This is a genomic window from Paenarthrobacter sp. AMU7, from assembly GCF_041200195.1.
Lineage (GTDB): Bacteria > Actinomycetota > Actinomycetes > Actinomycetales > Micrococcaceae > Arthrobacter.
The window spans coordinates 3,797,827-3,812,670 of sequence record NZ_CP165735.1 but is presented as its reverse complement, the minus strand read 5'-3'; the positions used below and the strand labels follow the sequence as shown (position 1 = coordinate 3,812,670).

13 protein-coding genes are annotated in these 14,844 nt (G+C 63.3%); 7 read left to right on the top strand and 6 right to left on the bottom strand.

Translation table 11 applies throughout. The features are described from left to right. Positions 1–91: 91 nt before the first annotated feature. Positions 92–2,464 carry a polysaccharide lyase 8 family protein gene (locus tag ABQM86_RS17475; protein WP_369745100.1) on the top strand — a complete coding sequence of 791 codons (2,373 nt, stop codon included), beginning with the start codon at positions 92–94 and terminating at the stop codon, positions 2,462–2,464. A 60-nt stretch (positions 2,465–2,524) separates the two neighbouring features. On the opposite strand, the gene ABQM86_RS17470 is transcribed toward ABQM86_RS17475, so the two are convergent. Continuing rightward, positions 2,525–3,718: a substrate-binding domain-containing protein gene (locus tag ABQM86_RS17470; RefSeq protein WP_280623528.1), complete on the bottom strand. Its 1,194-nt coding sequence runs from the start codon at positions 3,716–3,718 to the stop codon at positions 2,525–2,527. 152 nt (positions 3,719–3,870) lie between these two features. On the opposite strand from ABQM86_RS17470, the gene ABQM86_RS17465 reads away from it, so the two are divergent. Next, a complete protein-coding gene (locus tag ABQM86_RS17465; protein WP_369745099.1) occupies positions 3,871–5,370 on the top strand; it encodes a sulfatase-like hydrolase/transferase in 1,500 nt (499 codons plus the stop codon). Here the strand turns inward: ABQM86_RS17465 and ABQM86_RS17460 are convergent. After that, entirely contained in the window at positions 5,367–6,392 is a 1,026-nt protein-coding gene (locus tag ABQM86_RS17460; RefSeq protein ID WP_369745098.1) for a Gfo/Idh/MocA family protein, read from the bottom strand. The genes ABQM86_RS17465 and ABQM86_RS17460 overlap by 4 nt on opposite strands. Before the next feature lie 253 nt (positions 6,393–6,645). Here ABQM86_RS17460 and ABQM86_RS17455 point away from each other — a divergent pair, with 253 nt between their 5' ends. From ABQM86_RS17455 to ABQM86_RS17445, 3 genes are read left to right on the top strand one after another with little or no spacing between them, the layout of a single operon-like run. Further along, on the top strand, positions 6,646–7,983 hold the full coding sequence (locus tag ABQM86_RS17455) for an extracellular solute-binding protein (protein WP_337340019.1): 1,338 nt from the start codon (positions 6,646–6,648) through the stop codon (positions 7,981–7,983). Beyond that, on the top strand, positions 7,983–8,981 hold the full coding sequence (locus ABQM86_RS17450; protein ID WP_207594715.1) for a carbohydrate ABC transporter permease: 999 nt from the start codon (positions 7,983–7,985) through the stop codon (positions 8,979–8,981). The genes ABQM86_RS17455 and ABQM86_RS17450 overlap by 1 nt, the downstream gene beginning before the upstream one ends. 10 nt (positions 8,982–8,991) lie before the next feature. Then, entirely contained in the window at positions 8,992–9,900 is a 909-nt protein-coding gene (locus ABQM86_RS17445) for a carbohydrate ABC transporter permease (RefSeq protein WP_207594714.1), read from the top strand. Positions 9,901–9,916: 16 nt separating this feature from the next. On the opposite strand, the gene ABQM86_RS17440 is transcribed toward ABQM86_RS17445, so the two are convergent. Next, positions 9,917–10,276, bottom strand: a complete 360-nt coding sequence (locus ABQM86_RS17440; RefSeq protein WP_369745097.1) for a VOC family protein — start codon at positions 10,274–10,276, stop codon at positions 9,917–9,919. 68 nt (positions 10,277–10,344) lie between these two features. Here ABQM86_RS17440 and ABQM86_RS17435 point away from each other — a divergent pair, with 68 nt between their 5' ends. Beyond that, a complete protein-coding gene (locus ABQM86_RS17435; RefSeq protein WP_207594712.1) occupies positions 10,345–10,659 on the top strand; it encodes an MmcQ/YjbR family DNA-binding protein in 315 nt (104 codons plus the stop codon). Between the two features lie 85 nt (positions 10,660–10,744). Next, positions 10,745–11,056 carry a hypothetical protein gene (locus ABQM86_RS17430; protein WP_369745096.1) on the top strand — a complete coding sequence of 104 codons (312 nt, stop codon included), beginning with the start codon at positions 10,745–10,747 and terminating at the stop codon, positions 11,054–11,056. A gap of 84 nt (positions 11,057–11,140) precedes the next feature. Here the strand turns inward: ABQM86_RS17430 and ABQM86_RS17425 are convergent, their stop codons facing one another. From ABQM86_RS17425 to aceB, 3 genes are read right to left on the bottom strand one after another with little or no spacing between them, the layout of a single operon-like run. Then, positions 11,141–11,953, bottom strand: a complete 813-nt coding sequence (locus ABQM86_RS17425; protein WP_011776030.1) for a bifunctional allantoicase/(S)-ureidoglycine aminohydrolase — start codon at positions 11,951–11,953, stop codon at positions 11,141–11,143. A gap of 14 nt (positions 11,954–11,967) precedes the next feature. Continuing rightward, the gene (locus ABQM86_RS17420) at positions 11,968–13,230 is read right to left on the bottom strand and encodes an aldolase (protein WP_369745095.1); all 1,263 of its coding nucleotides are present in this window, start codon (positions 13,228–13,230) and stop codon (positions 11,968–11,970) included. Position 13,231: 1 nt separating this feature from the next. Further along, a complete protein-coding gene (gene aceB, locus ABQM86_RS17415) occupies positions 13,232–14,830 on the bottom strand; it encodes a malate synthase A (RefSeq protein WP_207594704.1) in 1,599 nt (532 codons plus the stop codon). Between the last annotated feature and the right edge of the window lie 14 nt (positions 14,831–14,844).

Below are 14,844 nucleotides of genomic sequence, written 5' to 3'. Positions count from 1 at the left end.
TTCGGCATCGCGTTGACTTCAACCCAAGCCAGTGGCGGACCCGGCGAAAGACGCCGGACCCTGTCCAGCCACGAGTGTTAGGAGCAACTCCTTGTCACTTCAATTCCCCCGCAGAACGCTTCTTCAGGGCGCCGGTGCCCTGTCCCTGGCAGCAATGGTCAGCTCGATGTTCGCCCGGAACGCGTGGGCTGAAACCGAACCGGATGCGGCGGAGTTCGCAGCGTTGCGAAACCGCTGGGTAGACCAGATCACGGGCCGGAATGTCATCCAAGCGGGCGATCCGGACTTCGCCAAAGCGGTCGCTGCCGTGAACACCAAAGCCGCCGACTCCTTGGCAAAACTCAACCGGGCGTCCGGGCGGACATCGGTCTTCACGGATCTGTCCTTCGCCAAGGATGCGGAGATGGTCACCACGTATACGCGCCTTTCCCAGCTCGCCACTGCCTGGGCGACACCCACGGCGGCAGTGTTTGGGGATGCCTCAGTGCTGGCAGATATCAAAGCCGGGCTTGCTGATGCCAACACCCTTTGCTACAACGACGCCAAGGAAGAGGTTGGCAACTGGTGGTCGTGGGAGATCGGCGTTCCCCGTGCGCTCGCGGACGCCATGGTCCTGCTGCACGCCGAGCTGTCCGCCGTCGAAATCCAGGCCTACTCAGCGGCGATTGACCACTTTGTGCCCGACCCCTGGCTGCAGTTCCCACCCAAACGCGGAAAGATCACGTCCGTGGGGGCCAACAGGGTGGACCTGTGCCAGGGAATCATCATCCGGTCCCTGGCTGGCGAAGATCCGGCCAAACTCAAACATGCAGTCGCCGGACTCAGCCAAGTGTGGCAGTTCGTCACCAGCGGGGATGGAATCTTCCGCGATGGTTCGTTCATCCAACACAGCACCACCCCTTACACGGGCTCCTACGGTGTAGTCCTCCTCACCGGTTTGTCCAAGCTGTTCTCGGTGCTGGGAGGCTCGGCATTCGAGGTTTCCGACCCGTCGCGCAGCATCTTCTTCGACGCCGTGGAGGGTTCGTTTGCTCCCGTGATGATCAACGGAGCCATGGCCGATTCTGTTCGCGGCAGAAGCATCAGCAGGGAGGCCAACACCGGCTACGACCTCGGGGCATCGGCCATCGAGGCCATCCTGCTCCTGGCCCGGGCCATGGATCCGGCCACTGCCGCCCGGTGGAGGGGATTATGCGCTGGCTGGATTACCCGCAATACCTACCGCCCAATCCTTGGCAGTGCAAGCGTGCCCAGGACGGCACTGGTGAAGGAACTCCAAGCCACAGGCGTTGCTCCCGTAGCAGAACCGGCAGGCCACAGGCTCTTCCCGGCGATGGACCGCACCATGCACCGGGGACCCGGATGGGCATTGTCGCTCTCCATGTCCAGCAATCGCATTGCCTGGTACGAATGCGGCAATGGAGAGAACAACCGCGGCTATCACACGGGTTCCGGCATGACCTACTTCTACACGTCCGACCTCGCCCAGTATGATGACGCGTTCTGGGCCACGGCCAACTACAACCGCCTCCCCGGCACCACCGTGGACACCAGGCCCTTGCCGGACAAGGTGGAGGGTGAATGGGGCGCTGCGGTCCCCGCCAATGAGTGGAGCGGCGCCACAGCGCTGGGCGAGGTTGCCGCCGTCGGGCAGCATCTGGTGGGGCCGGGCCGCACGGGCTTGTCTGCAAGAAAGTCCTGGTTTGTCAGCGGCGATGTCACCGTATGCCTCGGCGCGGACATCAGCACTGGGTCCGGCGCCCGCGTGGAAACCATCGTTGACCACCGCAACCTCCACCAAGGCAGCAATGCACTCACGACGACGGCAGGCACCATCGCCGGATCGGCTGGCAGCGCTGAGGTACTGAGCGATGGGCGCTGGGTCCATTTGGAGGGTTTCGGAGGCTACGCCATGCTGGACGATTCTCCACTTCACGTGCTTCGGGAAACCCGGTCAGGCAGTTGGGCTGGGGTCAACGTCAACGGCAGTACCACGGTCCACCAGCGTAACTTCGCCACGCTCTACATAGACCACGGCGCCGGATCTGCCCCGGCCAGCTATGCGTATGTGGTGGCGCCAGGAGCCTCGCCGAACCTGACCCAAGAACTGGTGCAGGGAAACAAATACAGGGTGATCCGCAATGATTCCACAGCGCAATCCGTGGAATTCAAAGCCGCGAAGACCACGGCAGCCACGTTCTGGAAGCCCGGGACAGCAGGGGACTTGGGAGCGTCCGGAGCTGCCTGTGTGGTGTTCTCGAGGCACGGCAACGTCCTCAATCTGGCTTTCAGCGAGCCAACGCAAGAGGCTGCCAGCCTCACACTGACCCTGCCCGAGGGCACGTGGTCCAGCGTGGTGGAGGGTGCCGGCACACTGGGGACAAATGCTGCGGGACAAACCACCCTGACGTTGGACACCGCCGGGCTCAGCGGCCAGACAAAGCTCATCAAGCTCAGCCGCTAGACCTTCGTTGTGAGGCCCGTTCTGCACCCCATTTCGCCCTGAACGGCTGCTAAGCGGGCCTCACAACGCGCGCGAAACCTGGGGAACCCCGCTCTTCCTGGCCCCACACGAATCACGGACAACAATGCGTGGCCGCAACCGGATTTGGTACAACGGACATGCGTCGCCTTCGGTCAGTCGACGCAACAGGACATCGGCGGCCATGACGCCCAGTCTGTGCTTGGCCGGCGAGACCGCCGTGAGTGGTATTCGGGCGAGGTCGGCCATTTCGTCGTCGTAAGAAACCAGGGCGAGGTCCTCCGGCACCCGAACCCCGTGCCTGGACGCCGCTCCTTCCAGCAAAGCCGCTTCCCGGTCGCCGAAGACCAAGGCCGCTGTGGCGCCACTTTCTGCCAGCAGCTCGAACATGTGCTCCGCCTGATCGGCTTCCCACTCCGGCTTCGTTGCGCTGAATGCCATGCGCGTGTCGGTCTCCAACCCCAACGCCGCGATGGCAGCCGTATACCCTGCGATGACCGCAGCCTGCGTGGGATTGCTGCTGCGAGCGGCCTCGTTCGCCCGCGTGAGCAGCCCAATCTTTCGGTGACCCAAGCGGTGGAGGTGCATGACGGCGTCGTACGCTCCGCCTTGGTGATCAGAGCAGACGTGTTCTGTGAGGTCGCCTGGCCCCAAGTCGTCCAGGCTCCGCTCCAGGAGGACAACCGGCACGGGCAAGGCCATGAGCTCGGCAACGCGCTGCTGGGGGTTGGCCAAGCCGGTCAGCGTTGGCACCAGGATGAGGCCATCCACTCCGGCGTCCAGGAGGAACTGGATGCTGGCGTTCTCCCGGGTGAAGTCGTAATGGTATGTGGACAACTGCAGGCTTGCACCGCGGGCGGAGAGATGTTCCTCGATCCCTTGGAGGACGCGCGGGTAATAGAGCTGCGTGTCCGGGAGCAGTACGCCGATGACAAAACGGGAGCGCTTCTGCGCACGCTGGGGTGCGGCGACGAAACTGCCTGCACCCTGCCGCCGGACCACGAGCCCTTTGCCCACAAGGTCCTCGAAGGCCCGCCGCACCGTGGTCAGGGAGAGTCCGGTCTCTGCTGCCAGTTGCTGCTCTGTGGGGAGCTTCGTCCCCACCGCCCACGTACCGGCGATGATGTCCCTGCGGAGGTCGTCACTCAGGTCCTGGAACTTCAAATTGGCCTTGGCCGTGTCTCGAAGTGCTGTGGTACCGGAGTCCGCTTGCGGTTCCTGTTTCCTCTTTGGCATGATCCATCTCCACCTGTGGACAGACAATTTCTCTTATCATGCCTCACAATTTAGAGAGTATTCAGGGAGTAATTTCCTCCCCTCGTGAGTATTTTTATGCTATTCGGGAATGCTCATTGATTCCTTGCCTTCGCCTTCCGTAGCAATGGAGGGTGTCCAACAAGAAGCCAAATATTCTCTTCATCCTCAGCGACGACCAAGGTGCGTGGGCCCTGGGCTGCGCGGGCAACACCGAGATCCACACCCCACATCTGGATGCCCTCGCTGCCCGTGGGACGCGCTTGGAGAACTTCTTCTGCGTCTCTCCCGTGTGCTCACCAGCGCGCGCCAGCCTGATGACCGGGGAGATCCCCTCACGGCACGGCGTCCACGACTACTTGGCCGGCGTTGAAACGGGACCTGAAGCAGTGGACTACCTCCAAGGGCAAGCACTGTTCACGGATGCCCTGGCCGATGCCGGCTACCGCCTGGGCCTCTCCGGCAAATGGCATCTGGGGGCCAATGACGTTCCGAGGAAAGGCTTCAGCCACTGGTTTGCGCTGGAGGGTGGCGGCAGTCCCTATGACAGCTCGGTGATGTACAGGTTCGACGGCGGCACCAGCCACCGGGAACTGGTCACCGAATACTTGACGGACGCGATTACCCGCGACGCAGTGGGCTTCGTCGATGAGGCTTCGCAGGAATCCGAACCCTTCTTCCTTGCCGTGAACTACACGGCTCCCCACAAGCCGTGGAAGGGCCAGCACCCGCCCGGGTTCGAGGAACTCTACAGCGACTGCGAGTTCGTCAGTTGCCCGCAGGAGGCAATGCACCCATGGACTCCAACCGTGGAGGGTGTCCCAGTCGGCGGCGAGGCGGACGTGCGGGCCGCGTTGGTGGGGTACTTTGCCGCGGTGAGCGCCATGGACGCCGGGATTGGCCAGATCCTGCGCCGCCTGGAGGAACTGGGGATCCGGGACAACACCCTTGTGGTCTTCAGCAGTGATAACGGCTTCAACTGCGGCCACCACGGTATTTGGGGCAAGGGCAACGGGACGTTCCCGCAGAACGTCTACGATTCCTCCGTCAAGGTCCCCGCGATCTTCGCGCTCCCGGGCAGGGTCCAGCAGGGGCTGGTGCTGACGGAGCTGTTGTCCGCTTATGACGTAGCTGCCACCGTGCTGGAGCTCGCGGGCCTGGACTCCCGTCCCTTCGAGCGCGGGCCTGGGCAGTCCTTCGCGGAGCTGTTGCGCGCGCTGCCGGACCCAGCAGGGGACGCTGGCGGTAGGAACCCCGACGGCGGCGGCCCGCCCGCCGCTGCCGGGGACCGCGCCGTCGTGGTCTTTGACGAATACGGACCGGTCCGGATGATTCGCAGCACGGACTGGAAGTATGTGCACCGCTTTCCTCATGGTCCCCACGAACTTTACGACCTCGTGGCTGATCCGGGTGAACGCCTCAATCTGGTGGATCTGCCGGCGCATTCAACGCTGGTGGCCGGCATGCGGGCCCAACTGCAGGAATGGTTCCAGCGCCACGCTGCCCCCGGGCTCGATGGCAGCTGGCTTCCGGTAGCCGGCGCAGGCCAGACTGCGTCCGTGCTGGACGATCCCCTGGGGGCGTTCATTCCACCCAACTGGGATGGCACAGCCGCAGCCGGCCACGCTCTCTAGGGGACTTCGCTCAGGATGCGAGCGGTATTCGTGGCATCGCGGGACGCGTTGAGAACCACGGGGTTGCCTGATGTGGCTGCCTCGTAGGACGCCAGGACTACCTCGACGATGTGGCGGGCGTGGTCGACGCTGACTTTCGGTGTTCCGCCGTCGAGTACTGTGACGAAGTCCTGCAACTGCAGGAAGAAGCCTTGCTGGATATCCTCCGGCTGTGGCTCCCACACGGTGCGGGTGGCACCATTGCTGCGGACCAACGTTCCGTTGTGTGGGCTGCAGGAAATGGTGCCGTGTTCGCACACGACAAGGACCTCGTCCACGCGTTGGGCAGCATCGGACACCACCGAGATGCTGACGTGGACTCCGTTTCTGAGCGTCAGCGCGATGGCACCGTCGGTTTCTACGGGAACACCGAAGCGATTGAGGGTGGAGGCGTTCAACGATCCAACTGCGGCGCCACCAAACCAGATGGAGCGGTCAAGGCAGTGGCCGCCGATGTTCATGAGTGCGCCACCACCAGCCATGGCCTCGCTGAAGAACCAGTCCGGACGGCTCCCGGGACGGTAGTCGGTAGTCCTGTAATCGCGGATCATCAGGACACGGCCGAGTTCTCCGCTGGCCAGCACCTCCTCCGCCGCCAGCTTCTCCGGAAGGAAATGCTGAATCTGGCCGATCACCAAGGCCACTCCGGCCTCATCACAGGCACGGATCATGCGATCACAGTCGGCGATCGTGGTGGCCATGGGCTTTTCCACCAGCACGTGTAACCCGTGGTCCGCTGCGGCCACCACCATCTCGAGGTGCAGTGCGTGCGGAGTATTGATGATGACCGCGTGCAGGCCAGCCTCACGGAACATGGCCCGATAGTCCCCATAGACGGAAGCCCCCCATGGCGATGCGACCCTCTGTGCGGCTTCATCCCGCAGGTCGCAGACGGCGGCCAACTCCACGTTGCTGATCCGCGCTGCGGATGCTGCATGGAAGTGTGCCACGGCGCCCGCGCCAATGATCCCAAGTCGTATCAATTTCCCTCTTTAGCTCGGAGCCGGAGCGCGGGCCCGTTTGATCGGAACACCGCGCAGGTCTCCTCGATTGTTGGGCAGCCTGAAAAGAGGAATAAATGCCTAATTGGGCCGGACTCACCTGGGGTACGCCGGGGATGCCAAACCATCATCGAAACTTTCCAAAATACTCATTGAATCCTGCTTTCGGGGGCTGTGAGAGTCGTCTCACTGAACCGCATCCGGCTGGTTCCCCCTCACTCGAAAGGTGATTCCCATGGGCAAAACAGCCCGTCATCTTCGCCCGCTGGCCGCCCTGTTGGGTGCAGCGCTTGCCTTGTCCACCACTGCTTGCGGCGGAGCCACCGATGCCTCCCCGGCCGCCGAAGCCGTGGATATTTCCGGGTCCATTTCCGGCCAGACCATCAACTATTGGTCGATGTGGAAGGACGGCGAACCTCAGCAAAAGGTCATCGCCACTGCCATCGCGGACTTCGAAAAAGAAACCGGAGCCAAAGTCAGCGTCCAATGGCAGGGACGAAGCAACACCGAAAAGCTCGTCCCCGCGCTGAACACCAACAACGTCCCGGACCTGGTGGACGGAACGCTCGCCAAGCTCGCTCCGGTGATCGGCGAAACCGGGCAGGCCAGCCCCCTGACGTCCGTCTACTCGTACGAGCTGGATGGGAAGACCGTCAGCTCAGTGATCCCGGAGAAGTTCACCAGCAACGGCGTCTTCAAGGGAGAAGACGGACAGCCCTGGATGGTTCCCTACAGCATCAGCTCCGACGGCATCTGGTTCGACGCCGCCAAACACCCGGAGCTCAAAGCCACGCCGCCCGCCACCTGGGATGAATTTATTGAGGTCCTGGACAAGCTGAAGGCCGGTGGAACAGCACCCATTGCCGCGGACGGTGACATCGCCGGCTACAACTCCACATGGTTCGTCACCGCGCTGCTCCGGCTCAAAGGCGCAGGCAGCTTCAAGGCCCTCGCCGAAGACAAGTCCGGTGAAGGGTGGGACGATCCCGCTGTCCTTGAAGCAGCCCAAAAGGTGGAAACCCTGGTTAAGGGCGGATACCTCAACAGTGGCTACAACGCCAGCAAGTTCCCGGCGCAACAACAGCTCTGGGCGAACGGCGATGCGGCACTGATCCTCAACGGCTCATGGACGCCCACGGAAACCGGCTCATATGCCGCACCCGGCTTCGAATATTCCTCCTTCCAGTTCCCGGCCATCGGCGGCAAGCCAGCCAGTGCCCGCGTGGACTTCATTGGTTTCGCTGTTCCAGCAAAATCCAAGAACCAGGTTCCTGCCCAGCGACTTGCGGCGTACCTGCTGGGCGCCAAGTACCAGAACGCCCTCGGAACGGACGCCAAGGTGCTGCCGGTGAGGCAGGACGCACCGGTGGACCCCGCCGTCGCAAGCGTCAAAGCCGCCATCGACGCCGCTCCGGCCACGCACCTGCAGAACGACGGCGTGACGTTCCCCGGTTACACCGAGAAAGTCTTCTTCCCCAGGGACGATGAACTGTTCCTTGGAAAGACCACAGCCGCAGAGTTCGTGGCCAAGATGAAGGAAGCCCAGATCCAGTACTGGAAGGACAACGGCTGATGTCCGTGGGTCTGAAGGAGCCACGCGCCAGGAAAGCGGCACTGCAGAATCCGGCTTCCCGCAATCCGGTGGCCACAAGGGCATCAGCTCAAGGCCGCCGGCCGGGAAGTTCCATTGACGTGCAGCGCAAGAAACTGCTGATTCCCTTCGTGGGTCCGGCATTCGTCTTGTACACCGTCCTCTTCATCGTCCCCGCCCTGGGCGCAGTCTGGATCAGCCTCCACAAGTGGGCAGGTTCCGGACCCATGAAATTCGTGGGCCTGGACAATTACGGCCGGATTTTCCGGGACCCGCTGTTCCTGTCATCGTTCGGCAACACCCTGCTTCTGCTGTTCGTGGTGGGAGCCGCGATCTTCATTCTCGCTTTTGCCATGACGCTCGTCCTCCGGGACATGGCAGGGAAGAAAGTGGTCCGTAACGTCATCTTCTTCCCGCACCTCATCAACGCGCTCGTGTTCGGCGTCCTGGCAGGCTTCATCTTCAACCCCGGCGGCATGGTGAACAGCATCCTGGCACCTCTTGGTGTGACGGATCCGCCAAAGTGGCTGGCGCAGGACAACATCTTCCCGCTCATCATGGTCACGCTGGTCTGCACTACCACCGGCTACTTCACCACCATCCTGATGGCCGGCGTCGACCGTATTCCGCCTTACTACTACGAGGACTGTGCACTGGCAGGGGCCACCGCGTTCCAGAGGCTGCGGTATGTCATCCTCCCGCTGACCTGGGACGTCTTCGGCACCTGTGCCGTGCTGTGGACCATCTCGTCGGTGAAGATCTTCGAGATCGTCTGGGTCTTCGGTGGAAGTTCCGGGGCCGGGGTGCCGCCAACCCAGAGCTGGACGGCCGCCGTCTACACCTACGTCAACGCTTTCTCCGGACAGTCAACGCCGGCCTATGGAGCCGCAACGGCCTCTGCCGTGTTGTCCCTGGCGCTGATCTCCATCCTGGTTGTCCTGCTGCGCCGCGCAATGCGTCGCGACGCCGTCGAGTTCTAAAGGAAATGTCATGAGCGAATACAAACTGCTGGGACCCATGGCTACCACCCGCAGGCGGGGACGCCGGGGCGTCAGTCCCGCGTTGCGCGGCGAGCGCAGCGTGGTCCGTGGGATCGGGGTGGGTCTGCTGTGGTTGGTGGTCGCGATCAGCATCGCGGCACTGGTGTGGATGGTGGCACAGGCATTTCGGGATACCCGTGCCATTCTTGATGACCCTTGGGGGGTGCCGTCGTCCCTGGACTTCGGCAACTTCGTGCGGGCCTGGACGGTGGGAGACTTCGCGGTGGCCACATGGAACAGCCTGCTGACCACGGTGGTGTCCTCGGTCCTGACGGTCGCCATCGCCGCGCCGTGTGCCTACTACCTGAGCCGTGTGGACAACAGGCTGACCCGCGGTCTGAGCCTCTACTTCATCCTGGGCCTGGGTATTCCGGCACAGGTCATTCTGATTCCACTCTTCGTCATGCTGAACAAGGTGTATCTCACGGACAGCATCATCGGATTGAACCTCGTCTACATTGGGGTTTCCATGCCCTTCACGGTCTTCCTGCTGACCGCCTTCTTCCGTTCCCTCCCCCTGGAGATGGAAGAAGCCGCAGCCCTGGACGGGACCACGGCCTTCGGAACGTTTTGGCGCATCACCCTGCCCTTGGCCAAGGGAGGCATCCTCACAGCCTTCATCCTCCAGGTCATCTCGCACTGGAACGAAACCCTTCTGGCCTTGACCCTGCTGCAATCCACTGAGAAATACACGCTCCCGGTAGCGCTGATTTCGTTCGTGCAGCAGCAGACTTACTCGGGCGCTGACTGGGGCGGGCTGTTTGCCGGCCTTGTGATGGTTGTGCTGCCCATGCTGGTTATCTACGTGTGGCTGGGCAGACGCCTCACCGAGGGACTGACGCTGGGGATGGGCAAATAGACCCCCGACGCCGGGGCTACCGCGGACTTTTGTCGATCACGCAGAAGCGGTTGCCGTCCGGGTCAGCGAGGACCACGAAGTCCGGATCCTCGGGGTACAGGTCCCAGTCAACTCGTTGGGCGCCGAGCCCGATGAGCCGCTCCACCTCGGCAACCTGGTCATCCGCGTAGAGGTCAAGGTGAGTGCGGGGGTGATCCTGTACCGGTGTTTCACTGAGCATGAGGGCCAGTTGGGGTCCGGTGCCTGACGCCGGTACCAGGATCACCCACGTGTCATCGCCCGGTTCCCGTGGGACGTATCCAAGGGCTTGGTGCCAGAACCGGGTGGCGCGGGCCATGTCATTGACGCCCAGGACTGTGCTGCCGATAGTCAACATGGGGCCAGCGTAGCGGCGGTGCCCTGGCATGTCTTGTCCATTGCGCAGCACCAGTGCCACAGTGAACCATGGCCACAGAAGACGATATCCGGCGCATCTGCCTGGGCATGCCCGGTGTAAGTGAGCGTCCCAGTTGGGGACAGCCCGCCTGGTTCGCAAAGACCCTCATGGCCCGCATCTGGGAAGAAGGCGTGGGCACCGTCAAAACCGATGAACGCGAAGCGCTCGCAGCCATGAATCCGGATACCTTCTTCTGGACCCCACATCACGACCAATCCCCGCAACTCATGCTGATCAGGCTCGAGCGAATCGGCACGGACGAGTTGGATGAGCTGCTGCAGGAGTCGTACCGAATCGCCGGCGGCCCAGGCAAACCCAACTGAGTAACAGCAAACGTCCCATTGAGCGCTCAGTAGAACATGTGCTGTTACCCAGTTGGGTGCGGGCGGTCGGGCTAGACTCGGCCGCATGGGGGATCACAACACACTTGGGGAACACAACACACCGCAGCCTGCCCGCAAACTGGCAGCCGCCGTCGTGCCTTTGCTGGGGTTAATCGCCGTGGTTGTGGGCGTGATCGTGGCGTGGAACGGCATGAGTGACCAGATTGGCTGGTTTGCCTACGCGCCACTGAGCGACAGTGTGTTCGTGGGGGACAACGGCTCCTTCGTGAGTAAAGGGACCCAGCTCGGCTTGGCCGTGGCGGGGGTTGGCCTGTTGGTCCTCGCGTTCTGGGCGGGACTCGCCGTCGGCCGTCGCGGAAGCCACCCAGAGCGCTGAGTTCGCCGCAGAAACGCGAAATCGCCGGAAAGCTCCAGGCGAACTGGCAGCGTTCCGGCGATCTCGGCGCAAGCAAGCAACAGACTAGGTGAGCTTCACCTGGCGGTTCATGTCCTTGTAGAGCAGGTAACGGAACTCGCCCGGACCGCCGGCGTAGCAAGCCTGGGGGCAGAACGCGCGCAGCCACATGAAGTCGCCGGCCTCCACCTCAACCCAGTCGTTGTTGAGCAGGTACATGGCCTTGCCCTCAAGCACGTACAGGCCGTGCTCCATGACGTGGGTCTCCGGGAAGGGGATCACACCGCCGGGCTGGAAGGTGACGATGTTGACCTGCATGTCGTGCGCGAGGTCGCTGGAGTCCGTGAAGCGCGTGGTCTTCCAGACGTCGTCGGTGTCCGGCATGGAGGTGGGCTCCACGTCCTTCTCGTTGGTGACGAAGGACTTGGCTTCGAACCCTTCGAGCCGCTCGTAGGCCTTACGGATCCAGTGGAAGGACACGATGTCGTCGGAAACGTTCTCCAAGCCCCACTCTGCACCGGCAGCGAGGTAGGCGTAGCCACCCTCTTCGAGGTGGTGCAGTTCGCCGTCGAGGGTCAGGTTCACCTGGCCCTTGGTGACGAAGATGACGCCTTCAACGCCCGCCTCGAACTCGGCCTTGGGAGCCCCGCCGCCCGGCGCGATCTCCACGATCAGCTGCGAGAACGTGGTGGCGAAACCGGAGATCGGCCGCGCGATGATCCATGACCGCGTGTTGGAGAAACCCGGCAGGTTGCTGGTGACGATGTCCGTCATCACGCCCTTGGGGATCACCGTGTACGCCTCGGTGACGATCGCCCGTTCCGTGGTCAGCTGCGTCTGCGGCGGCAGACCGCCCTGCGGGTAGTAATACTTGCCCATGCGAATTGCTCCTATCAGTGCGAAGTTGGTTGTGCGAGCCGCGGGTGCGCCAGTGCGGTCAGCTGTGAAAGTTCGACGCCGGCAAGCGCCTTGACCTCGTCGGTCCCCACTGCGCCGCACTGGACGCCGCGGAGGACGAAGCCGGCAAGCGCGCGGGCGGTGGCGGGCTCATCCATGACGCCGCCTTCGGTGCGTTCGACGTAGTTGCGGAGGCGGAGCGCCGCGGCGGGCAGGCCTTCGCGGTAGAAAGCGTACGACGCCGAGAAGCGGCTGGGCAGTTGGGCGGCGTGGAGGTCCCACCCCTGGTAGTAGCCGTTTTCCAGGGAACGTCGGACCAGTCGGCCGTGCAGTTTCCACGCATCTTCCACGGCATCGCCCACGGGGATGATGTTGGTGGAACCGTCGGAGAGGCGGATGCCCGTGCCCGCAACAGCGAGCTGCATGACTTCCTTGGCGAAGTCGGCCACCGGGTGCTCCATGGACTGGTATTCCGCGGAGATTCCCAATGATGCGCTGTAGTCGTAGGTCCCGTAGTGCAGGGCGCTGATGCGCCCCGGAACAACGTGGGGGAGCTGGGCGACAGGTGAGGATCCGTCTGCGCCGATGATGAGCTGCGGTGTTTCCACCTGGACCTCAAAACGTAGCCGTCCGGCGGGAAGCCCGTGGACTTCCTCCAGGCGGGACACTGCGAAGTCCATGGCCTGGACCTGTGCCACAGTGGTGACCTTGGGCAGGGTAAGGACCAGGCCGGCGGGGAGCTCGCCGGACTCAGCCAAAGTAGAGACGAACAGGTCCAGGGTCTTCAGGCCGCGGGCCCGGGTGGGGGCTTCGAAGCACTTGAAACGGATGCCGATGAACGGCGGAGCTGTTCCGGCCGCAACTGCGGCTGCAACAGCCTTGGCGGCAGCAACGGCGTCGGCGTCTTCTGCCTCATCCCCGCGGTCGCCGTAGCCGTCTTCGAAGTCCAAACGCAGGTCCTCGATCGGCTCAGCCGAAAGCTTTGCAGCAACCCGTTCGGCAACAGCAGCAGCCAAGTGAGGCTCCTGGCCCAACAGCTGACCCAGCTTTTCCAGGCCGCCGTGGGCTTCCGCCGTCGCGAGGGCCTGGGCGCCCCACTCAGCTGCGAGAGCTGGTGTGAAGCGGTCAGCCGGGATGTAGACGGTGTGGATGGGCTGTCGTGAGCCGTCGTCGCCAGGGTAGTTCCGGTCGAGCAGCTGGTCCGTCGCGGCAAGCTGCGACTCGATGTGGGCCAGATCGGATGCAGAGAATGAGCCCATCTCAGCCCACCAGCTCATACGCCGGCGTGGTGAGGAAGTCGGTGTAATCGTCGGACAAACAGATGTCCTCGATCAGCTTCGACGCCGGCTCGTAGTACTTGGTGAAGTTCTCGTCGCCGAATTCGATGCGCAGGCGCTCGGTCTCTTCGCCCAGGATCCGGGTGACGAGTTCGCGGGTCACGGTGTTGCCCGTGTCCGCGAGCACTGACTTGTTACGGATCTGCTGCCAGACCTGCGAGCGGGAGATCTCCGCGGTTGCGGCATCTTCCATCAGGTTGTGGATGGCCACGGCACCGCTGCCGGAGATCCACACGCCTGTGTAAGCGACGGCGACGTACAGGTTCAGCCGCAGGCCGGCTTCGGTGACGTGGCCTTCGGCGGAGGCGACGTCGATCAGCTGCTCAGCCGTGACGCTCACCTCGGGGCGCTGCTTGTCCAGCTGGTTGGGACGGTCGCCCAGCACGGAATCGAACACTTCGCGGCACGTGGGAACCAGGTCCGGGTGGGCCACCCAGGAACCGTCAAAGCCATCGTTTGCTTCGCGGGTCTTGTCGGCGCGGACCTTGTCGAAGGCTGCGGCGGTGACGTCGGGCTGCTTGCGGTTGGGGATGACGGCGGCCATGCCACCCATGGCGAAGGCGCCGCGCTTGTGGCAGGTTTTGACCAGGAGTTCGGTGTAGGCCCGCATGAACGGTGCCGTCATGGCAACGGTGGCGCGGTCCGGGAGGACGAACTCTTCGCCGGCATCACGGAAGTACTTGATGATGCTGAAGAGGTAGTCCCAACGGCCGGCGTTCAGGCCCGAGGCGTGATCGCGCAGTTCGTAGAGGATCTCGTCCATCTCGAACGCCGCCGGGATGGTTTCGATGAGCACCGTGGCGCGGACGCTGCCCTGCGGGATGCCGAGGAAATCCTGGGCGAAAACGAAGACGTCGTTCCAGAGGCGTGCCTCCAGGTGGCTCTCCATCTTGGGCAGGTAGTAGTACGGGCCGTGGCCGTTGAGGAGCAGCTGCTTGGCGATGTGGAAGAAGTGCAGGCCGAAGTCCACCAACGCACCCACGGCGGGTTCGCCGTCGATCAGCAGGTGGCGTTCTTCCATGTGCCAGCCGCGGGGGCGGGCGACAACGACAGCCAGGGGAGCGTCCGTGCGAAGTCGGTATTCCTTGCCTTCCGGCGAGGTGTAGCTCAGGGTTCCCTGGGCGGCGTCGCGAAGGTTGAGGATGGCGTCGATGACGTTGGGCCACGTGGGCGTGCTGGCATCTTCGAGGTCCGCCAGCCACACCTTGGCGCCGGAGTTCAGGGCGTTGATGGCCATCTTGGCCGGGGTTGCCGGGCCGGTCATTTCGACCCGGCGGTCCTGCAAGGCTGCCGGTGCCTCGGCGACCTTCCAGTCGCCGTCGCGGATGTCCTGGGTCTCCGGGAGGAAGTCCAGGCGGGACGTGTCGGCAACCTTCTGGCGCTTGACTTTACGGGCTTCAAGGAGGTCGTTGCGGGTGCCGGCGAAGCGCCTGTGCAGTTCCTCGACGAAGGCCAGTGCCTTGGGAGTGAGGATTTCCTCGGCGCGATCGATCGGCCGGGGATCGGTGACTGTGATAGCCATGTGAGCGGATTCCT